Source organism: Mesorhizobium sp. M7A.F.Ca.CA.002.04.1.1 (genome assembly GCF_004022805.1).
GTDB classification, from domain to species: Bacteria; Pseudomonadota; Alphaproteobacteria; order Rhizobiales; family Rhizobiaceae; genus Mesorhizobium; species Mesorhizobium ciceri.
Window position 1 is genome coordinate 1 of sequence record NZ_RZPL01000013.1, and the last position, 20,726, is coordinate 20,726.

The 20,726-nt window shown below is 62.9% G+C and carries 18 protein-coding genes, 1 other RNA gene and 1 pseudogene; 12 read left to right on the forward strand and 8 right to left on the reverse strand.

The window, feature by feature from the left end; translation table 11 throughout:
- Nucleotides 1-3: 3 nt before the first annotated feature.
- Together ENZ75_RS01485 and ffs are read right to left on the reverse strand one after the other, a co-directional pair.
- Nucleotides 4-1,815 carry a DNA polymerase III subunit gamma/tau gene (locus ENZ75_RS01485; RefSeq protein WP_063169978.1) on the reverse strand — a complete coding sequence of 604 codons (1,812 nt, stop codon included), beginning with the start codon at nucleotides 1,813-1,815 and terminating at the stop codon, nucleotides 4-6.
- 105 nt (nucleotides 1,816-1,920) lie between these two features.
- An RNA gene (gene ffs, locus ENZ75_RS01490) (signal recognition particle sRNA small type) lies at nucleotides 1,921-2,017 on the reverse strand.
- 172 nt (nucleotides 2,018-2,189) lie between these two features.
- Here ffs and ENZ75_RS01495 point away from each other — a divergent pair.
- From ENZ75_RS01495 to ENZ75_RS01505, 3 genes are read left to right on the forward strand one after another with little or no spacing between them, the layout of a single operon-like run.
- Nucleotides 2,190-2,609 carry an HIT family protein gene (locus ENZ75_RS01495; protein WP_013527933.1) on the forward strand — a complete coding sequence of 140 codons (420 nt, stop codon included), beginning with the start codon at nucleotides 2,190-2,192 and terminating at the stop codon, nucleotides 2,607-2,609.
- Nucleotides 2,610-2,650: 41 nt separating this feature from the next.
- Nucleotides 2,651-3,595, forward strand: a complete 945-nt coding sequence (gene nudC / locus ENZ75_RS01500) for an NAD(+) diphosphatase (RefSeq protein ID WP_013527934.1) — start codon at nucleotides 2,651-2,653, stop codon at nucleotides 3,593-3,595.
- A gap of 37 nt (nucleotides 3,596-3,632) precedes the next feature.
- Nucleotides 3,633-3,938 (forward strand): Dabb family protein, encoded by a 306-nt coding sequence (locus tag ENZ75_RS01505; protein WP_027161785.1) that lies wholly within the window; start codon nucleotides 3,633-3,635, stop codon nucleotides 3,936-3,938.
- On the opposite strand, the gene ENZ75_RS01510 is transcribed toward ENZ75_RS01505, so the two are convergent.
- Both ENZ75_RS01510 and ENZ75_RS01515 read right to left on the reverse strand, forming a co-directional pair.
- Nucleotides 3,935-4,798: a prephenate dehydratase gene (locus ENZ75_RS01510; protein WP_013527936.1), complete on the reverse strand. Its 864-nt coding sequence runs from the start codon at nucleotides 4,796-4,798 to the stop codon at nucleotides 3,935-3,937. The two genes, ENZ75_RS01505 and ENZ75_RS01510, sit on opposite strands and share 4 nt — an antisense overlap.
- A 9-nt stretch (nucleotides 4,799-4,807) precedes the next feature.
- Entirely contained in the window at nucleotides 4,808-5,536 is a 729-nt protein-coding gene (locus tag ENZ75_RS01515; RefSeq protein WP_063169977.1) for a 3-deoxy-manno-octulosonate cytidylyltransferase, read from the reverse strand.
- Nucleotides 5,537-5,728: 192 nt separating this feature from the next.
- Here ENZ75_RS01515 and ENZ75_RS01520 point away from each other — a divergent pair, with 192 nt between their 5' ends.
- From ENZ75_RS01520 to ENZ75_RS01550, 7 genes are all read left to right on the forward strand, one after another.
- A complete protein-coding gene (locus tag ENZ75_RS01520; protein WP_013527938.1) occupies nucleotides 5,729-6,406 on the forward strand; it encodes a cytochrome c family protein in 678 nt (225 codons plus the stop codon).
- Between the two features lie 157 nt (nucleotides 6,407-6,563).
- Nucleotides 6,564-8,438, forward strand: a complete 1,875-nt coding sequence (locus ENZ75_RS01525; RefSeq protein ID WP_128277872.1) for an extracellular solute-binding protein — start codon at nucleotides 6,564-6,566, stop codon at nucleotides 8,436-8,438.
- Nucleotides 8,438-10,306 (forward strand): extracellular solute-binding protein, encoded by a 1,869-nt coding sequence (locus ENZ75_RS01530; protein WP_063169975.1) that lies wholly within the window; start codon nucleotides 8,438-8,440, stop codon nucleotides 10,304-10,306. Before ENZ75_RS01525 ends, ENZ75_RS01530 begins: the two co-directional genes overlap by 1 nt.
- A gap of 30 nt (nucleotides 10,307-10,336) precedes the next feature.
- The gene (locus ENZ75_RS01535) at nucleotides 10,337-11,434 is read left to right on the forward strand and encodes a microcin C ABC transporter permease YejB (RefSeq protein WP_013527941.1); all 1,098 of its coding nucleotides are present in this window, start codon (nucleotides 10,337-10,339) and stop codon (nucleotides 11,432-11,434) included.
- Complete coding sequence (locus tag ENZ75_RS01540; protein WP_063169974.1) at nucleotides 11,434-12,579, forward strand: ABC transporter permease; 1,146 nt, start codon at nucleotides 11,434-11,436, stop codon at nucleotides 12,577-12,579. Before ENZ75_RS01535 ends, ENZ75_RS01540 begins: the two co-directional genes overlap by 1 nt.
- Entirely contained in the window at nucleotides 12,576-14,207 is a 1,632-nt protein-coding gene (locus ENZ75_RS01545) for an ABC transporter ATP-binding protein (protein ID WP_063169973.1), read from the forward strand. The genes ENZ75_RS01540 and ENZ75_RS01545 overlap by 4 nt, the downstream gene beginning before the upstream one ends.
- A 29-nt stretch (nucleotides 14,208-14,236) precedes the next feature.
- Nucleotides 14,237-15,178 carry a glyoxylate/hydroxypyruvate reductase A gene (locus ENZ75_RS01550; protein WP_063169972.1) on the forward strand — a complete coding sequence of 314 codons (942 nt, stop codon included), beginning with the start codon at nucleotides 14,237-14,239 and terminating at the stop codon, nucleotides 15,176-15,178.
- Between the two features lie 13 nt (nucleotides 15,179-15,191).
- On the opposite strand, the gene ENZ75_RS01555 is transcribed toward ENZ75_RS01550, so the two are convergent.
- The 3 genes from ENZ75_RS01555 to ENZ75_RS01565 form a co-directional block, all read right to left on the reverse strand.
- Complete coding sequence (locus ENZ75_RS01555; RefSeq protein ID WP_063169971.1) at nucleotides 15,192-15,719, reverse strand: AAA family ATPase; 528 nt, start codon at nucleotides 15,717-15,719, stop codon at nucleotides 15,192-15,194.
- 63 nt (nucleotides 15,720-15,782) lie between these two features.
- On the reverse strand, nucleotides 15,783-16,145 hold the full coding sequence (locus ENZ75_RS01560; RefSeq protein ID WP_063169970.1) for a hypothetical protein: 363 nt from the start codon (nucleotides 16,143-16,145) through the stop codon (nucleotides 15,783-15,785).
- A 286-nt stretch (nucleotides 16,146-16,431) separates the two neighbouring features.
- On the reverse strand, nucleotides 16,432-17,361 hold the full coding sequence (locus ENZ75_RS01565) for a methyltransferase domain-containing protein (RefSeq protein ID WP_063169969.1): 930 nt from the start codon (nucleotides 17,359-17,361) through the stop codon (nucleotides 16,432-16,434).
- A gap of 106 nt (nucleotides 17,362-17,467) precedes the next feature.
- Between ENZ75_RS01565 and ENZ75_RS01570 the strand changes: the two genes are divergently transcribed.
- The gene (locus ENZ75_RS01570) at nucleotides 17,468-18,478 is read left to right on the forward strand and encodes a ligase-associated DNA damage response exonuclease (RefSeq protein ID WP_063169968.1); all 1,011 of its coding nucleotides are present in this window, start codon (nucleotides 17,468-17,470) and stop codon (nucleotides 18,476-18,478) included.
- 4 nt (nucleotides 18,479-18,482) lie between these two features.
- Nucleotides 18,483-20,084, forward strand: a complete 1,602-nt coding sequence (locus ENZ75_RS01575) for a cisplatin damage response ATP-dependent DNA ligase (protein WP_063169967.1) — start codon at nucleotides 18,483-18,485, stop codon at nucleotides 20,082-20,084.
- A gap of 20 nt (nucleotides 20,085-20,104) precedes the next feature.
- Here the strand turns inward: ENZ75_RS01575 and ENZ75_RS01580 are convergent.
- Nucleotides 20,105-20,726: pseudogene (locus ENZ75_RS01580) on the reverse strand (hypothetical protein); the annotation flags it as partial.

Genomic DNA, 20,726 nt, shown 5'->3' on the forward strand with positions numbered 1-20,726 from the left:
GGATCAGGGTTCATCGTCGTCAGCCGGCGGCTCGACCGGCACTTCGGCCTCTGCCGTTTCGGCTTCCGGCGCGTCCGGAATGCGCACGTCGATGATCTTGGCACCGGGAAAGCGCGCCAGGATGGCGGCCACTGTCGGGTCGCTCTTGGCATCGAGAAAAGCCGTCTCGCGTTTGGCCGATTCCATTTCGGCGAGCGTCTGGCCGCCCTCTTCCTTCGACAGCGAGACAAGCCAGCTGCGACCGGTCCAGGCGCGCAATTTCGTCGTCAGGTCGTTGAGCAGCATCTTGGGCGCATCGCTGGTCAGGCCAACGTCGATGCGGCCGGGCTCGATGCGTACAAACCGGATGCAGCTTTTGACCAGCACCTTGAAGGCGATGTCGCGCTGCGCGTCTGCCAGGGCAATGATGTCGGCCAGCGATTTCAGCGGCGCCGATTGCGCCTCCGTGACCGGCTCCGGCGGAGCGACGTAGGGAACGGGCGCAGGCGAGGCTTCGACCAGCCGCATGGTCTGCGCGCCGCCCGGGCCAGACGGCATGCGCGTCTGCGCCACCGCGCTGGCGCCGTTGCCTCCCCCTGCAGGCGCCCCATTTGGGCGCAGCGCGCCATTCTGCGCCGGCGCGGCGCCTTCAAGCGATCTCAACGCCTCGTCCAGCGTCGGCAGGTCGGCGGCATGCGCCAGCCGGATCAGCACCATTTCGGCGGCACTGACCGGCCGGTTGGAGGACTGCACCTCTGGAATGCCCTTGAGCAGCATCTGCCACGTCCGCGACAGCACCCTGACCGACAGCGTCCTGGCGAAATCGGCGCCGCGCTGCCGCTCGTCCTCGGATAGCGAGGCATCCTCGATGGCCGTCGGCACGAAACGCAGCCGGGTGACGAGGTGGTTGAATTCGGCAAGGTCGGTCAGCACGGCGGCCGGATCGGCGCCGGTATCGTATTGCGCACGGAATTCGCCAAGGGCTGCCGCGATATCGCCTTTCATCACATGTTCGAACAGGTCGACGATGCGGGCGCGGTCGGCAAGCCCCAGCATCGCCCGAACGGCATCGGCGCCGACAGAGCCGGCGCCATGGGCGATCGCCTGGTCGAGGATGGAGAGCGAATCACGAGCCGAGCCCTCGGCGGCGCGCGCGATCATCGCCAGCGCATCGTCGTCGACCGAAATGCCTTCCTTGGCCGAGATCGAAGCGAGATGCCCGACCAGCGCGCCGGCGTCGATGCGCCTCAGGTCGAAGCGCTGGCAGCGCGACAGGACGGTGATCGGGACCTTGCGGATCTCGGTGGTGGCAAAGATGAATTTGACGTGCGGCGGCGGCTCTTCCAGCGTCTTCAGAAGGCCGTTGAAGGCCTGCGTCGACAGCATGTGCACTTCGTCGATGATGTAGACCTTGTAGCGGGCCGAGACCGGCGCGTAGCGCACGCGCTCGATGATATCCCTGATGTCGTCGATGCCGGTGTGCGAGGCGGCGTCCATCTCGATGACGTCGACATGGCGGCCTTCCATGATCGCCTGGCAATGTTCGCCGAGGACGGCAAGGTCGACCGACGGCTGGTCGATATCAGCGGTTTTATAGTTCAGGGCGCGCGCGAGGATGCGCGCCGTCGTGGTCTTGCCGACGCCGCGCACGCCGGTCAGCATCCAGGCCTGGGCGATACGGCCGGTGGCAAAGGCGTTGGTGAGGGTGCGCACCATCGGCTCCTGGCCGACCAGCTCGGAGAAGTTCGAAGGACGGTACTTGCGTGCCAGCACGCGATAGGCGGCGGCCTTGCCTATCTCCAGGCTTTTTGGTCCCGAATTTCCGGCTTCGCTCATACGCCCGTAAAGCTCCAAATGGCCGCGCCCGAAGGCGGCCGATTCCTGCGCATAGTCTCGCCCGCGCTGCAATGCGTCGTCAATGTCGCGAGAGGGGCCGATGAGGTGGGAGGCTGGAACAATGACCCGTTCCGGGCTCGTTAGGGCTGCTTCCTTCCGGACCTGACCCGGTTGGCGAGTGGATCGTCCACCACCAACCTCCCGCTTTCCATATCGGCAATTGCGCGACGAAATGCAAGTGCGCCGCAGAAATCGCAAAAATATGGAATTGGCGCACCAAAGCGTGAGGGGCGCAATGATTCGCTTGCAGCCCCCCTGCCGCCGCTCTAGCGTTCCTGCGTTTGAGGAAAACAAGAAAAGCAAGGGAAACGCCGATGCTGCCGGGCCTGAAGGCCGGATTCACGCTGGACGCACGGCTGGAGGCGGACAGCGAGCAGTTGATGTGGCTTGGGCTGTGCGAGCTGCGGGTGATGAACGACCGCCGCTGGCCCTGGTTGCTGCTGGTGCCGCAGCGCCCCGGCGCGGAGGAAATCCACGACATGACGCCGCTCGACCAGGCGATGCTGACCTTCGAGACCAATATGGTGGCGCAGGCGCTGAAGAAAGCGACCGGCTGCACCAAGATCAACACCGGCGCGCTCGGCAACATCGTGCGCCAGTTGCACATCCATGTCATCGCGCGTTCGGAAGGCGATCCCGGCTGGCCAGGTCCTGTGTGGGGACATGGCCTGCGAGAGCCCTATCAGCGTTCCGACTTGCGACGGTTTGCCGAAACGATCAAGGCGGCGCTATAAGCGTTCCCCGTGTCCATCCCTCAACATATTCCAGAGTCCCCATGAGCTTCCGCCTGTTTGACGCGCCTTTGCGCGAGCCGAGCCAGTTCGTCGGCTTCGCCGGCAACACGATCGACCGGCAGTCCGAGAACCGCGCCGACGATTCGGTCGACAAAGCGCTGGCCGATCCGGCGACGCGGCTGCTTCTGATGCATGGCGGCCGGCTCTATCTGAAGCTCGGCGATGGCGGCGCTCTCGATCCCTGGTTCGGTGCGACCGAGAGCGAGCCCTTCAAGGTTTCCCTGGCGCAAGGCATCCTGCTCGGCTTTTCCGAACGAGGACCGGTGCTGGCCGTGCCCGCCGGCGTCGAACCCGAACAGCTTCCGGAAACAGTCAAGGCCATCGACTACCGCTCGGTCTACATGCAAGGGCTGATCGACGAGGCGGCGGCCGGCGCGATGGCGCAAGGGGCGGCTTTGCTCGCCTGGCATGCCAGCCATCGCTTCTGCAGCAAATGCGGCACGGAATCGCAGATGCGGGCCGGCGGCTACAAGCGGCATTGCCCGAATTGCGGCACCGAGCATTTTCCGCGCACCGACCCGGTGGCGATCATGCTGACGGCGACGCGGGAGAAGTGCCTGCTCGGACGCGGTCGGCATTTCGCGCCGGGCATGTATTCGGCCCTCGCCGGCTTCATCGAGCCGGGCGAGACGATCGAGGCGGCGGTGCGCCGCGAGACGCTGGAGGAGGCCGGCATCCGGCTTGGCCGCGTCGTCTACCACGCCAGCCAGCCCTGGCCGTTCCCCTATTCGCTGATGATCGGCTGCTTCGGCGAGCCGCTCAATGACGATATCCAGGCCGACCTCAACGAGCTTGAGGACTGCCGCTGGTTTTTTCGCGACGAGGTGCGCCGGATGCTGGAAAGGACGCACCAGGACAATCTGATCACGCCGCCGAAAGGCGCCATTGCGCATCACCTCATCCGCGCCTGGGTCGATTCAGAATGATGGCAGCGAACACCTAAAGACATTGCAGGAGCAGGACATGATCCGTCACACCGTCGTTTTCACGCTGAAGCATCCGCCGCATTCGCTGGAGGAAAAGCGGTTCCTGGTCGACGCCAAGAGGATCCTCACCGCGATCAGGGGCGTCACGCATTTCGAGCAATTGCGGCAGATCAGCCCCAAGAACGACTATCGTTTCGGCTTCTCGATGGAGTTCGCCGACCAGGCCGCCTACACCAGGTACAACGACCATCCAGACCATGTCGCCTTCGTGCGCGACCGCTGGGTGCCGGAGGTCGAGACCTTCATGGAGATCGACTATGTGCCGCTGGGCGCGGTGATCTAGTCCGCAACCTTCCACTGCTCACGCGACTCGCTGGCCGGATAGACGCCGAGAATGCGCACTTCGCGCGAGAAGAAACGAAGCTCGTCCAGCGCCAGCTTGACCAGCGGGTCGTCGGGGTGGCCCTCGATGTCGGCGTAAAACAGCGTCGCCGTGAAAGCGCCCAGCTGGTAGCTCTCCAGCTTGGTCATGTTGATGCCGTTGGTGGCGAAGCCGCCCATGGCCTTGTAGAGCGCGGCCGGCACGTTGCGGACGCGGAAGATGAAGGTCGTCATCATCTTGACGTCGGGCGAAGGACGCTCGGCCCATTGCTTGTTCTTGGTCAGGACGACAAAGCGGGTGACGTTTGAGTCGGTGTCCTCGACGTTTTGCTCGATGATATCGAGCCCGTAGAGGGTCGCGGCCAGGGCCGGCGACAGCGCCGCCATGCTGCGGTCCTTGACCTCGGAGACCATTTTGGCGGCGCCGGCCGTGTCGCCGGCGACGATCGCCTTCCAACCGTTCTTGCGAACGTATTTGCGGCACTGGCCAAGCGCATGGATGTGGCTGTGCACCGTCTTGATCTCGTCGCGCTTGACGCCTGGCAGCACCATCAGCTGGAAATGGATCGGCAGGAAATATTCGCCGACGATGTGCAGCTTCGATTCCGGCAGGAGATGATGGATATCGGCGACGCGCCCGGCAATGGTGTTCTCGATCGGGATCATGGCGAGGTCGGCCTTGTTGGTCTCGACCGCGTTGAAGGCATCCTCGAAGGTCGGGCAGGGCAACGGCTCCATCGAAGGGAACATGTTGCGGCTGGCGGTGTCGGAATTGGCGCCCGGTTCGCCCTGGAAGGATATTCTGTTGGTCTTTTCAGGCATGCCGATATCTCAGGTTGAAAGGATTGTTCTGGCGCGTTCGAGGTCTTCAGGCGTGTCGACGCCGAGCGGCAGCGACTGGACGATCTCGGCGTCGATGCGCATGCCGGCTTCCAGCGCCCGCAACTGTTCCAGCCGCTCGCGCCGTTCGAGCGGCGACGGCTTGAGCGCGACGAAACGCTCGAGTGCTTCGCGGCGATAGGCGTAGAGGCCGACATGATGGTAGAGCGGCCCCTCGCCCCAAGGCGCTGTGGCACGGGTGAAATAGAGCGCCCTCAGCCTGCTGCCGGAAAGCGGCGAGCCGACGATCTTGACGACATTGGGATTGGTCTTTTCCTCATCGCGGACGATCTCGACGCCGAGCGTGGCGATGTCCACCGCACTGTCCTCGAAAGGCCTGAGCGACGCGGCGATGATCCGGGGATCGATGGTCGGCAGGTCGCCCTGCACATTGACGATGGTTTCGACCTTGCGCCCGGGGTCGAGAGCGACCAGCGCCTCGTGGATGCGGTCGGAGCCGGATTCGTGATCCATACGCGTCATCACGGCCTCGAAACCGTGCGCGCGCACCGCTTGCGCCACGCCTTGCGTGTCGGTCGCCACCACCACCCGGCCAAGGCCGGCTTCGGCGGCGCGGCGGGCGACATGGACGATCATCGGGGCGCCGGCGATGTCGGCCAGCGGCTTGCCCGGCAGGCGGGTCGAAGCCATGCGGGCCGGGATCAGGATCAGCGTGGACATTTCGGGTGCAAGGCGTCTCGAAAGAGGACAGGGAAAGTGGCAAAAGGTCTCACTGGAAGCGCCCTTATAGGTGTTGCAACGCCGCAGCAAAAGACCTAGTTTCCGCCCGATTTGACCGCCCTGGCAGGACGGTCACGATACCGACGGACGGAGTGGACGGTTCTGTCCGCCGGAAAAGGGAGCAAGGGGCGTATGGATTCCAACGAAGTCAACAAACTGCTCGCCGGATTGCTCGGAACCGTTTTCGTCGTCTTCTCGGTCGGCATTGTGTCCGATGCGCTGTTTGCGTCGCCGGCGCCGGAAAAGCCTGGTTTCGCCATCGAGGCCGCCGAGCCCGCCGAAGGCGGTCCGGCCGCGCCCGCCGCCGCGGCCAAGCCGATCGCCGATCTGCTGGCGACCGCCAATGTCGAGCAGGGTGCTGCCGTCTTCAAGAAGTGCCAGGCCTGCCATTCCGGCGAAAAGGGCGGCCCCAACAAGGTCGGCCCGGACCTGTGGGACCTCGTCGACCGTCCGGTCGCCGAGCATGAAGGCTTTGCCTATTCGGCCGGCATGAAGGAATTCTCCAAGGGCGGCACCGAGAAGTGGACCTACGACAACATCAACCACTTCATCACCTCGCCGAAGAAATTCGTGAAGGGCACCGCCATGGGCTTCGCCGGCCTGCCCAAGGACGAGGACCGCGCCAACGTCATCGCCTATCTGCGCACGCTGTCCGACAATCCCAAGCCGCTGCCGGCACCCGGTGCCGCCGCCGATGCAGGCGCCAAGCCTGCCGATGCAGCCGCTCCGGCAAAGCCGGCTGAGGGTGCCGCGCCGGCCGCTCCCGCCGCCCCGGCTCCGGCCGCACCGGCACCGGCGCCTGCCCAATAATTTCGATATCATCTCGACGACCTTGAAAAAGCCGGGTTCAGCCCGGCTTTTTTATTGGGAAAACCGCATAGGCGGCGACAAAGCCGCGCATGACGGTTTTCACGAGCGCCAAATCATCTAGATTGCCCATGAACGGGCATCGCGAAGAGGATAGTGCATGACGGTTGGCCGAACGCTTCTCAAGTCGTTGCTGGCGGCAGCCCTTCTGGCGGCGGGATTGCAGGCTGCCCGCGCCGACGAATGGCGCACCACCTCATCGCTGATCGGCGAGTCCAAATACGGCGCCAATTTCCAGCACTACGATTACGTCAATCCGAACGCGCCCAAGGGCGGCACGCTGAACTCGGTGGAACTCGGCACCTTCGACAGCTTCAATCCTTTCATCGCACGCGGCACCCCTGCCGCAGGATTGAACTATCAGGGTGGGCTCCTCTACCAGTCGCTGATGGCGAAATCCCTTGACGAGGGCAGCGTCAACCATCCCGAGATAGCAGACGCCTACAAGTACCCAGCCGATTTTTCATCCGCAACTTATCGGCTCGACCCGCGTGCCAGATGGCATGATGGCCAACCGATCACCGTGGATGACGTGATTTGGTCATTTAACTTTCTCAAAAAGGAAAGTCCGCAGTTCAACCGCTATTTCGCCAACGTCACCGAGGCGGTCGCCGTTTCAGATCGGGAAGTCGAGTTCCGTTTTGATCAGAAGGGTAATCGCGAGTTACCGCTGATCATGGCGGATGTGGTGGTGCTGCCGAAGCACTGGTGGGAAGGCACCGATGCCAACGGCAAGAAGCGCGACATCACCCAGCCAAGCCTTGAAATCCCGCTCGGCTCTGGACCCTACAAGATCGAGAGCTTCAAACCTGGTTCGGAAGTCGTCTGGCGACGCGTTCCGGACTTCTGGGCCGCCGATCTGGCCATCAATGTCGGGCGCAACAACTACGACACCAGACGCTACACCTACATTCTCGATGACAACGCCGCGTGGCAAGCCTTCACCAAAGGCGGATATGAGGACATCCAGGCTGAAAACAGTGCGCGATTATGGATGACGCGCTACAATTTTCCGGCTCTCAAAGCCGGCGATGTCATCAAGCGGGAGTTCAAGGCGACATCACTCGCCTCGATGCAAGGTTTCATGCTGAACACGCGACGGACAAAGTTCCAGGATCGGCGCGTGCGCGAGGCGCTCGGTTACGCCTTCGACTTCGAAACCTTGAACCGCACCCAATCCTTCGGCCTCAACACCCGCTCCAACAGCTATTTCATGGGCAGCGAACTTGCTTCGAGCGGACTGCCGCGGGGCAAAGAATTGGAGATCCTCAATCAATACAAGGGCAAGCTCCCGCCAGAACTGTTTACCCAGGAGTTCAAGCTTCCGGTCTTCGATAGCCCGAAGGCCGAGCGGTCGTACCTGCGCGAAGCGATCGATCTGTTTGCGGCGGCGGGTTGGAAAATCCAGAATGGCCGTATGACCAATGAGAAAAGCGGGGCGCCTTTTACCGTCGAGATTCTGGGCTTCGACCAGGGCGCCGAACAAACGGTCAATCCATTTGTAAATATGCTGGGAAAGATCGGCATCTCGGCTTCGTTCAGGATAGTCGATACCAGCCAGTACATCGCTCGCGTCAACAATTTCGACTACGACGTCATAACCTCTCGGCTGCCGCAGTCGGACTCGCCGGGCAATGAACAACGCGAGTACTGGAGTTCGAAGGCAGCCGATACACCGGGCTCACGAAATTACGCGGGGATCAAGGACCCAGTGGTCGACGCACTGGTTGAACGCGTTATCTTCGCGACGGATCGCGACGACCTGCTCGCCGCCACTCATGCGCTCGACCGGGTTCTGTTGTGGAATTTCTATTGCGTCCCGCAATTCACCCGATCAGTAACCTGGCTGGCCTACTGGAACAAATTCGGCATCCCGGAAAAACAGCCGACTTACTTGGGTCCCGACATCGATTCCTGGTGGATCGACCCGGACAAGGAGAAGGCGCTGGCGGCCAAATACAAGGGCGGCAATTGATGGCGGCCCTGCCCCGCCGCGACTTTCTCGCCCTGGGCAGTGCCGCGGCAGCCGCTGCCCTGTTGCCCGGCCGGGCCTTCGCCGACATTGCGACTGGCATCAAGCTGCATGGCCTGTCGGCCTTCGGCGACCTCAAATACAAGCCCGATTTCGCGCATTTCGACTACGTCAATCCGGACGCGCCCAAGGGCGGCCAGATGAATTTCGCGCCGCCGAACGCAACCCTCAATCAGAGCTTCCTGACCTTCAACACGTTGAATTTCCTGGTGTTGAAGGGGGAGGCGCCGCCGCGCGCCGAACTCTGTTTCGATTCGCTGATGACAAGCGCGCTCGATGAGCCGGATGCAGTCTATGGCCTGCTTGCCGAAACCGTTACCCTGTCGCCAGACCGCAACGGTTTCCGCTTCGTGCTGCGACCGCAAGCGCGTTTCCACGACGGCTCGCCGCTGACCGCGCAAGACGTTGTCTTTGCGCTGAAGCTCTATAAGGACAAGGGCCATCCGAACCTTTCCCAGGCGTTGCGGTACATGACCGACGTGGTTGCGGTCGATCCCACCACCGTCGATCTCACCCTCAACGGCAAGCAGTCGGCGCAAAACGTCCTTGCGATCGTGGGGATGCCGATCGTCTCCAAGGCATTTTATACGGCCAATGATTTCGATGCTTCGACCATGACGCCGCCGCTTGGCTCGGGTCCCTACAAGATTGGACGCGTGGCGGCCGGACAGACGGTCGAATATGACCGCGTCGCCGACTATTGGGGCCGCGATCTCCCGGTGAACCGCGGCCTCTACAATTTCGACCGCATCCGCATCGACTTCTATCTTGACCGGCAGGCGGCATTCGAGGCCTTCAAGAAAGGCGACACGCATTTTCGCGAGGAATTCACCTCACGGGTATGGGCGACCGGATACGACTTTCCGGCGCTGAAGGACGGCAAGGTCCTCAAACGGGAATTTCCCGGCGAGAAGACGCCAGACATGCAGAGCGTCGCGCTGAACCAGCGTCGTCCGCAATTCCGCGATGAGCGGGTGCGGCGGGCGATCGCCAGATGCTTCGATTTCGAATGGATGAAGCGGGCCTTGTTTTACGGCTCCTACGAGCGCTCTCAATCGAACTTCGAACGATCGGATTACAAGGCCGAAGGCCTGCCCTCGCCTGACGAATTGGCCCTGCTGGAGCCATTCCGGGCCGAGTTGCCGCCAGAGGTTTTCGGTGAAGCGGTAACACAGCCCCTGTCCGACGGTTCGGGCCATGACCGCAAGCTGCTGGGCGAGGCTTCGAGATTGCTTGCGCAAGCCGGCTGGAAGCGCGACGGCAGTTTCGTCGTCAATGACAAGGGTGAGCGGCTGCGGGTCGAAATGCTGGCGGAGGACGATGGCATCGTTCGTATCTACACCCCGTGGTCGGAGAATATGAAGGCGATCGGGATCGACGCATCGATCCGGCAAATCGATTCGGCGCAGTATGAGCAGCGGCACAGCAATTACGACTTCGATCTTGCCTTGCTGCATTGGTCGATCGGGGCGACGCCGACTGACGACAGCCTGCAGATGCTCTATGATTCCCGCATGGCGAAAATCCCGGGGCAGCGCAACTATCCCGGCACCGAAAGCAAGGCCATCGACGCCCTGATCGCGGCAGCAGCCAAGGCGAAAGACCGTATAGAACTCGTCACGGCGCTCAGAGCGCTCGACCGGGTCTTGCGCGCGCGGCTGGACTGGATTCCAACATACTATCTGGCGAATCACCGCGTCGCCTATTGGGACATGTTCGGCTTTGTCGAACAGAAGCCTGATTTCGGCTTTCCGGTCGAGACGCTGTGGTGGTTCGATAAGGGCAAGGCGGCAAGAATTGGCAAAGGCTGAGATGTTCGCTCAACGAGGGCAGAAGGCCTGATGGGCGCCTATATCCTGCGCCGCATCCTTTTGATGATCCCGACGCTGTTCGGCATCATGGCGATATCCTTCGCCGTCATCCAGTTCGCCCCCGGCGGTCCGGTCGAACAGGTCATCGCCCGGCTGACCAATCAGGGCGGCAGCGACCGCCTCGGCGGTGGTGGCGGCGACGCGGGTGCCGGCGGCAATTTCGATGCCGCCGGTGACGTCAGCTCGAAATATCGCGGTGCGCAGGGGCTCGATCCGGAATTCATCAAGAAGCTGGAAAAGCAGTTCGGCTTCGACAAGCCGCCGCTCGAGCGCTTCGGCATGATGCTGTGGAACTATGCCCGCTTCGATTTCGGCGACAGCTATTTCCGCGACATTTCGGTGCTCGACCTGATCCTGGAAAAAATGCCGGTGTCGATCTCGATCGGGCTGTGGATCACGCTGTTGTCCTACCTGATCTCGATCCCGCTCGGCATCCGCAAGGCGGTCAAGGACGGCACTCCCTTCGACGTCTGGACCAGCGGCGTCGTCATTGTCGGCTATGCCATTCCGGGCTTCCTGTTCGGCATCATGCTGATGGTGCTGTTTGCCGGCGGGTCTTTCTGGGACTGGTTTCCGTTGCGCGGCCTCACCTCGGACAATTGGGATCAATTGTCGTGGTGGGGAAAGATCGTCGACTATTTCTGGCACATGACATTGCCGCTGACCGCGCTGGTGCTGTCGGCCTTCGCCACCACGACGCTGCTGACCAAGAACTCGTTCCTCGAAGAAATCCGCAAACAGTATGTGGTGACGGCGCGGGCCAAGGGTCTGTCGGAACGGCAGGTGCTCTACGGCCACGTCTTCCGCAACGCCATGCTGATCGTCATCGCCGGTTTTCCCGGCGCCTTCATCTCGGCCTTCTTCACCGGCTCGCTGCTGATCGAGAACATCTTCTCCCTCGATGGCCTCGGTCTGCTCGGCTTCCGGTCGGTGGTCGAGCGCGACTATCCGGTGGTGTTCGCCAATCTCTACATCTTCTCGCTGCTGGGGCTGTTCGTCGGGCTCTTGTCCGACCTGCTCTACACCTGGGTCGATCCGCGCATCGATTTCGAGCGGAGAGACGTCTGATGTCGGAGGCTACAGTCCCCGTCAACGCGGCACCCGCGCGGATCAAGCGGCCGTTTCTGTCGCCGCTCAACAAGCGCCGCCTGCAGAACTTCAAAGCCAACCGCCGCGGCTACTGGTCGCTGTGGATCTTCCTCGTCCTGTTCGTGCTGTCGCTGTTTTCCGAGTTCATCGCCAACGACAAGCCGATCATCGCTTCCTACAAGGGCGAAATCCTGTTTCCGGTGCTGGTCGCCTACCCCGAGGAAAAATTCGGCGGCTTCTATGCCGTCACCGATTATCGCGATCCGGTCATCCAGGACGAGATCAACGCCAATGGCTGGATGATCTGGCCGCCGGTGCGCTACTCCTATCAGACGGTCAACAACGCTATTCCCGAAGCAGCACCGGCCAGGCCGTCGTGGCAGTATGACGCCAAGACACGCTGCAACCAGTATCCGCAGGGTGCTGCCGACCCCGCCTGCATCGTCGGCAACTGGAATTGGTTGGGCACCGACGACCAGGCGCGCGACGTGCTGGCGCGCGTCATCTACGGCTTCCGCATTTCGGTGCTGTTCGGCCTGATCCTGACCGCCGGCTCGGCCTTGATCGGCGTCGCGGCCGGCGCCGTGCAAGGTTATTTCGGCGGCTGGACGGATCTCTTGTTCCAGCGTTTCATCGAGATCTGGTCCGCCATCCCGGTGCTCTATCTCCTGCTCATCGTCGCCGCCATCCTGCCGCCGGGCTTCTTCATCCTGCTCGGCCTGATGCTGCTGTTCTCCTGGGTGGCGCTGGTCGGCGTGGTGCGGGCCGAGTTCCTGCGCGCCCGCAATTTCGAATATGTCAACGCGGCCCGGGCGCTCGGCGTGCCCAACCGCACCATCATGTTCCGGCACCTGCTGCCTAATGCCATGGTGGCGACATTGACCTTCATGCCCTTCCTGCTCTCGGGCTCGATCTCGACGCTGACCTCGCTCGACTATCTCGGCTTTGGCCTGCCGCCCGGCTCCGCCTCGCTCGGCGAATTGCTCAAGCAGGCGCAGCGCAACCTCAATGCGCCGTGGCTCGGCATTTCCGGCTTCGTCGTCATCTCGCTGATGCTGTCCCTGCTGGTCTTCGTCGGCGAGGCGACGCGCGACGCCTTCGATCCGCGCAAGACGTTCAGATGAGCGAAGCCCCCTTGCTCAGCGTACAGGACCTCAGCGTCGCCTTCAGCCAGGGCGGCGGCCAGTCGACGGCTGTCGACCACATCTCGTTCGACATCGCCAAGGGCGAGACGGTGGCGCTGGTCGGCGAATCCGGCTCCGGCAAATCGGTCTCGGCGCTTTCGGTGCTGAAGCTTTTGCCCTATCCAAGCGCCAGCCACCCCTCGGGAAAGATCGTGTTCCAGGGCAACGACCTGCTGGCGATGAGCGAGAAGCAGTTGCGGCAGGTGCGCGGCAACAAGATCACCATGATCTTCCAGGAGCCGATGACCTCGCTCAATCCGCTGCACACGATCGAGCATCAAATCGTCGAGATCCTGAAGCTGCACCAAGGCATGGCCGACCGCCCCGCCAAGGAGCGCACCCTGGCCCTGCTCAACGAGGTTGGCATCCGCGATCCGCACAAGCGCCTCGATGCCTATCCACACCAGTTGTCCGGGGGCCAGCGCCAGCGCGTGATGATCGCCATGGCGCTGGCCAACGAGCCCGAACTGCTGATCGCCGACGAGCCGACGACGGCGCTCGACGTCACCGTTCAGGCGCAGATCCTCGAACTGCTGGCCGGCTTGAAGAGCCGCAAGGGCATGTCGATGCTGTTCATCACCCATGATCTCGGCATCGTGCGCAAGATTGCCGACCGCGTCTGCGTGATGACCAAGGGCAAGATCGTCGAGACCGGCCCGACCAAGGAGATCTTCGCCAATCCGCAGCATGCCTACACAAGGCATCTGCTGGCGGCCGAGCCGAAGGGCAAGCCGCCGGCCGCCAATGCCGACGCCAAGCCCGTCATGACCGGCAAGGACATAAAGGTCTGGTTCCCGATCAAGCAGGGCTTCTTCCGCCGCACCGTCGACAATGTGAAGGCAGTGGACGGCATCGATGTCACCGTGCGCGCCGGCCAGACGCTCGGCGTGGTCGGCGAATCCGGCTCCGGCAAGACGACGCTCGGCTTGGCGCTGGCGCGCATGATCTCGTCGACCGGCATGATCCAGTTCAACGGTCGCGACATCAACCAGCTGTCCTTCAATGCAATGCGGCCGCTCAGGCGCGAATTGCAGATCGTCTTCCAGGATCCGTTCGGCTCGCTCAGCCCGCGCATGTCGATCGCCGAGATCATCGAGGAAGGCCTCAAGATCCACGAGCCGAAGCTGTCGCCCGACGAGCGCGACGACAAGGTGGCCGCCGTGCTGAAGGAGGTTGGGCTCGATCCGGCGACCCGCAACCGCTACCCGCACGAGTTTTCCGGCGGCCAGCGCCAGCGCGTTGCCATCGCACGCGCCATGGTGCTCAACCCGCGCTTCGTCATGCTGGACGAGCCGACATCGGCACTCGACATGAGCGTGCAGGCGCAGGTCGTCGACCTGCTGCGCAGCCTGCAGGCCAAGCACGATCTCGCCTATCTCTTCATCAGCCATGATTTGAAAGTCATCCGGGCGCTCGCCAACGACGTCATCGTCATGCGCAATGGCAGGATCGTCGAAGCCGGCCCTTCCCAGCAGATTTTTGAAAATCCGCAAACCGACTATACTCGGGCGCTGATCTCGGCCGCCTTCAAGATCGAGACGGCACCGGTCGGCATCGTCAGCGAGTGATTTGCGTAAAGAGGGACTAAAGGACCGCAATGGAAAAAGGCCGCATCCTGCTTGCCGTCACCGGCTTTCATCCGCAGCGCTGGCGCGACCTGCTGTCGGCCGAACGCGAGGTGGTGCTGGAGCCGGACGGCGCCAGCGACCCCTCGATCACCTATGCCGTTGTATGGAAGCAGAAGCCGAACATCCTGGCGTCGCTGCCCAATCTGCGCGCCATCTTCTCGATCGGCGCCGGCGTCGACCATATCTTCGCCGATCCCGGCCTGCCCGACGTGCCGATCGTCAAAATCGTTGCCGACAACCTCACCCAGTACATGACGGAATATGTCGTCTGGCGGGTGCTCGACCATCACCGCCAGGGCCTGCTCTACCGGTCGCAGCAGTCGAAGAAGATCTGGCATGAGCCGCAGCAGAGGCCTGCCGGTGACATTTCGGTCGGCATCATGGGCCTCGGCAGTCTCGGCCGCGCCGCGGCCTCGGTGCTGCTCTCGCTCGGCTTTGCCGTCAATGGCTGGTCGCGCACCGACAAGGCCATGCAAGGCGTCGCGACCTATTCCGGCGAAGCTGGATTGATCCCCTTCCTCAAGGCAACCGACATCCTGGTGGTGCTTCTGCCGCTGACGCCGGAGACCAAGGGCATCATCAACTACGGCGTGCTGAAGGAGCTGCGGAAACGCAACGGCCTCGGCGGCTCGGTGCTGATCAATGCCGGGCGTGGCCGCCTGCAGAAGGATGCCGACATTTTGCGGGCGCTGGATGACGGCACGTTGAAGGAGGCAAGCCTCGACGTGTTCGAGGTCGAACCGCTGCCGAAGACCAGTCCGCTGTGGGGGCATCCGAAAGTGTTCGTGACGCCACACGCGGCGGCGACCTCCGATCCGGTGCATCTGGCGCCGATCATGCTGCGCCAGATGGACGCCTTCGAACGCGGCGAAAAGCTCGACAATCTGGTGGACCGCGATGCAGGGTATTAGCCAGGACAAGGCCTCATCGGGCCAGGTCCCACTCCCGGAAGCACTTCTTGATTGCCCGCAGTGACGATAACTGCACCTTTGGCAGATCAATCTGCTCGAACATAGCCAGGTAGCGTTTGCGATTTTTCGGCGTGGCGACAGTGATATGGCGGATCATATCCCATTTGACGCTGTCGCGCCCGCCCTCCAAGGCACCGCGCCTCTCCCGCTCCAACAACGTCCGGCGAAAATAGCGCAACAAACTTGCGGGTGTGGAAATGTCCAACAGGATCAATCCCGTCGCCCGCCGAAAACGTTGCGGCATACCTACCGAATAATTCCCATCCATCACCCAACGCTCTCCGGCGATTGCGGCGTCGTGCAAGGCAATGAATTCGTCCCTTGGGCGCGCTTCCCAATCCGTGTTCGGGAGATGGAAGAGCTGATCGAGGTGAACAGTCGCCAGATCACGCTTGCGGGCAATCGCGTCGGCGAGGGTCGACTTGCCACTGTTGGACGGCCCCAAGATACATATGCGGTCCCCGAGCTCCGAGAGATGCATCCGATCGTGCCCTGCAAGGTGGTTTGTTGCCTGCGATTCTCGACCCGTAGCCGCCTCCGACCTCTAGCCAGGCAGAGCGATCTTCTTCTGCTTCTCCGGCTGGCCGCAGTCGCGTCGGTCGATCGACCGGTTCATGGCATCGATCTCACCGCTCGCCTTGTCGGTATCGCGCTTGGCCTTGGAGCGCATGTCCGGCGTGAACGGGCCGAAGCCCATCGCCGGATTGGAGAAGGTCGGCTTGGCCTTGATCGGCAGGTTGTATTGCTGCGCCAACCCGTTGCGCTGCGCCAGCAACTGGTCGCACGGCACGGTGTCGTATTGCAGGGAGGACTGGACGTTCGCATCCTGCTGTTCCGACATCGACGTGCCGCCGACACAGCCGGCGGTCAGCAGGCAAGAGGCCAAGATCATCATGTTCCAGCGCATCGGCTATGCTCCTCCTGATATCCCGCCCTGACGCGAGCAGATCGCAAATATCAGTCGCGCATGCAAATCGGACTTTTTCACAGCAGGAATATTTGCGAGGCGGCGAGGCTGCCCCTCCGCAGGCGCGTGGCTGACGGAGCATCAAACGAAAAACCCGCCTGTGCGGCGGGTCACTGGCGCAAATCAGCACCATGAGCGAAAATGTACCATAGCTGAGGGCAGGGCGTCAAGAAAAAATTCCTATCGCACCCGACGAAAAGCTGCCGACACCGCCGACCGGCTGTCGTCAGGTCTTTTGTTCAGCTGAGTTCGGAGCCCTGGCCACAACGACCAACCCGTTGACGTGTTCCCCGCGATCCTGCCGGATCGCGGTTGGTTCCAGTGACAGGACCGAAAGCCCGTTGGCGGCCAGCACGTCGAGCACATAGCGTTGCGCATGCGCATAGCGGCGTGACGGCAGCAGCGCGAAATCGCCATCGCCAGCCAGCGTCTCGACGGAAAACGCGAACAGGCCATCCGTGGCCAGCAAGCCGGCAATCGTCTTCACCACGCCGCCCAGCGCACCGACATAGATGAAAACATCGGCCACCGTCACCAGATCGGCTTTCGGACCGGCATAGGGAAAATCCCGCAGATCAGCCTTATCGAGGAAATCGTAGACGCCCTTGGCCCGCGCCTTTCTCAGCATTTTGGCCGAAATGTCATACCCCTCCAGCCGGTCGGCGATCGGCCGCAGCCTCTGCCCCATCAGGCCTGTGCCGCAGCCGAGATCGAGCGCCAGCGCGAAGCGGCCCGGCCTTGCCGCTCGAATGGCCTGGTCGAGCATCCCAGGCAGGCGGTAACCCAGCCTGCCGACCAGGGACTCGTCGAAGCTCTCGGCATAATGGTCGAACAAGGTCTCGACGAAGGCGCTGGGGAGCGCATCGACCGCCGGCGCCTTGCCGATCAATTGCAGGTTCAGTGCAGCGCCTTGACGATCCGATGGATCGAGTTGCAACGACATCGTCCACGCCTGTGCGGCCAGATCCGCCGCGCCCGCCGCCTGCTGCATCTCGCCGAGACGAAACCAGCCCATCGCCCATTGCGGCGTTATTTCCAGCGCACCGAGCAGCAATTCCGCCGCCGCCGCATGATCGCCATCCGCGTGCAGCATCTCGGCATAGTCGGCGCGGCGATCGGCGTTCAAGTCGCCTGACGAGGCCTGAAGCGGTTTCATGGCGGCGGGTCCTGCCGGCGGATCGAGCCGGCGGTGCTCTATGCGGGAGTCAGCAGTGACTTACAACAGGCTTCCCGCCGCGGAATTATATCCTATCTTGGAGACCATGCGCACCAGTGTTCTGCTTCATCCCCGGCCCGAGGGCCTCTATTGCCCGCCGGGCGATTTCTTCATCGACCCGGTTCGGCCGGTCAACAGGGCACTGATCACGCATGGCCATTCCGACCACGCGCGTTCCGGCCACCGCTCGGTGCTGGCGACGCAGCAGACGCTCGACATTATGGGGCTGCGCTACGGCGAGGGTTTCGCTGGCACGACGCAAGCGGCACAACTGGGTGAGACGATTGCCCTCGATGGCGTCAGCGTCAGCTTCCATCCGGCCGGCCATGTGCTGGGCTCGGCGCAGATAGCGGTCGAGCATCAGGGCACGCGCATCGTCGCTTCCGGCGACTACAAGCGGCAGAGGGACGCGACCTGCGCGCCATTCGAGCCGATCCCGTGCGATGTGTTCATCACCGAAGCGACGTTCGGCCTGCCGGTGTTTCGCCATCCCCCGGACACCGAAGAAATCGCCCGCCTGCTGAAATCGGCCGCGCAGTTCCCTGAACGCTCGCATCTGGTCGGCGCCTATGCGCTGGGCAAGGCGCAACGGGTGATGCGGCTGTTGCGCGACGCCGGCTACGACAGGCCACTCTACATCCATGGCGCGCTGGCCAAACTCAGTGAGTACTACCAGAGCCAAGGCATCGATCTCGGCACCCTCGAACCGGCGACCGTCGAAAGCGGCGGCAAGGATGATTTTGCCGGCGCCATCGTCGTCGGCCCGCCTTCGGCCTTCGCGGATCGCTGGGCGCGGCGGTTTCCCGATCCGATCTCGTGCTTTGCGTCAGGCTGGATGCGCATCCGCCAGCGCGCCAAGCAGGGCGGCATCGAACTGCCGCTGATCATCTCGGACCATGCCGACTGGGATGAGCTGACCGCCACCATCAAGGAGACCGGAGCCGAAGAGGTCTGGGTGACGCATGGCCGCGAGGAGGCGCTGGTCCGCTGGTGCGAACTCGAAGGCATCGCGGCAAAGCCACTGCACCTGGTGGGCTACGAGGACGAGGGCGATTGAAGCCATGAACCGCTTCGCCGAACTTCTCGACCGCCTGGTGCTGACGCCGTCGCGCAATGGCAAGCTGACCTTGCTGACCGACTATTTCCGCAGCGTCGAGGATCCCGATCGCGGCCTGGCGCTGGCTGCCATCACTGGCGATCTCCACATCGCCGCGGTCAAGCCGGCGATGCTGCGCATGCTCGTCACCGAGCGCATGGATCCGGTGCTGTTCGGCTATTCCTACGACTATGTCGGCGATCTCGCCGAAACGGTGTCGCTGGTCTGGCCGCAAACGCCCGGAAACACCCCGAACCGCGAGCCGACGCTTGGCGAGGTCGTCGCCAAGCTGCAGGCGGCAAGCCGCTCCGACGGACCGAAGGTGCTGGCAGGGCTGCTCGACAGCGCCGGCATCTCGGCACGCTTTGCCATCATCAAGCTGGTCACCGGCGGCCTGCGCATCGGCGTGTCGGCGCGTCTGGCCAAACAGGCGCTGGCGGATTTCGGCAAGGTCGAGGTCGCGGAGATCGAGGAGCTCTGGCACGGGCTGTCACCGCCTTACACAGCGTTGTTCGCCTGGCTGGAAGGCAAGGCCGAAAAGCCCAGGAACACGGCGTTGGCATTGTTTCGCCCGGTGATGCTGTCGAACCCGGTCGGCGACGGCGATCTCGAAAAGCTCGATCCGGCGGATTATGCCGCCGAATGGAAATGGGACGGCATCCGTGTCCAGGCGGTGGCGGAGGGCGGCATCCGCCGGCTCTATTCGCGCACCGGCGATGACGTTTCGGGCGCCTTTCCGGACCTCGCCGAGGCCATGCATTTTTCCGCAACGCTGGACGGCGAACTGCTTGTCGGCGATCCCCGGGAGGCGACGGGAACCTTCTCCGATCTGCAGCAACGGCTGAATCGCAAGACGGTGGCACCGAAGATGCAGCAGCAATACCCGGCCTTCATGCGCTGCTACGATCTGCTCCAGGTCGGCGGCGAGGATTTGCGCGCGCTGCCGTTTCGCGAACGGCGCGGCCGGCTGGAAAGCTTTGTCGCGACACTCGACCCGAGCCGTTTCGATCTGTCGCCATTCGTCGACTTCACGGACTGGCAAACGCTGGAGGAACTGCGCCGGGCGCCGCCGCATCCGATCATCGAAGGCGTCATGCTGAAGCGCTGGGACTCAGCCTATGTCGCCGGCCGGCCGAAAGGTCCGTGGTTCAAGTGGAAACGCGATCCGCACACAGTGGACGCGGTGCTGATGTATGCGCAGCGCGGCCACGGCAAGCGCTCGAGCTTCTACTCCGACTATACGTTCGGTGTCTGGTCCGGTGCCGAAGGCGAGGAGGAGCTGGTGCCGGTCGGCAAGGCCTATTTCGGCTTCACCGACGAGGAGCTGAAGCAGATCGACAAATATGTCCGCGACAACACGGTCGAGCGTTTCGGCCCGGTGCGCTCGGTGCGCGCCGACCGCGACAATGGCCTGGTGCTGGAAGTCGCCTTCGAAGGACTGAACCGCTCGACCCGGCACAAATCCGGCGTCGCCATGCGCTTTCCCCGCATTTCGCGATTGCGCTGGGACAAGCCGGCCAACGAGGCCGACCGCATCGAAACGCTGCAGGCGCTGCTCGACCGCTAATTTCGCGCGTGCAGGGTTCGCTATGGCTCGATCGAAACGCGGATTTCGTAGATGTCGGCGGCCTTGCCCTGCTTGTCGAAGTCGGAATTGATGGCAATGGTGCCGGCCGAGCCCGGATGCTTGTCGGGAAACTGCACGTCGAACAGATATTCGTTCTGCTGCTGGCCGACTGCGTAGCGCTTGCGGCCGCAGTCGCCGAGTTCGCCGAAATTGCAGTCGACGGAAATCTGCGTCTCCTTGCCTTCCTCGGAACGGGCAATGATGTCGAACACGGCATGTTTGCCGGCCAGTTTCTCCAGCACGCCTTGTCCGACGTCGAAGCTGATCGCCGAACCGGACGCGCCGGAACGGATGCGCAGGAACGAACCGGTATCGTCCTTCATCACCTCGGCCCTGGCGTCCGACGGCGCGCTGACATGCGATGCATCGGCCGGCGAAAACACATTGATCCAGTCGCGCGACTGGTCGGCGGCGCCGGGCTTTGCCGGACCGCCGTCGGCCGGTGTGAAATCGTCGTCCTCGACGGTCGGCGGCGCTTCAGGCGGGGCGGTATCGAGCTGCGCCGACGTCTTGAAGACGCCGGTCTGCACGGCGAAGAACAGGCCGATGCCAACTGCTGCCAGCAGTGTCACGGTCAGGAAG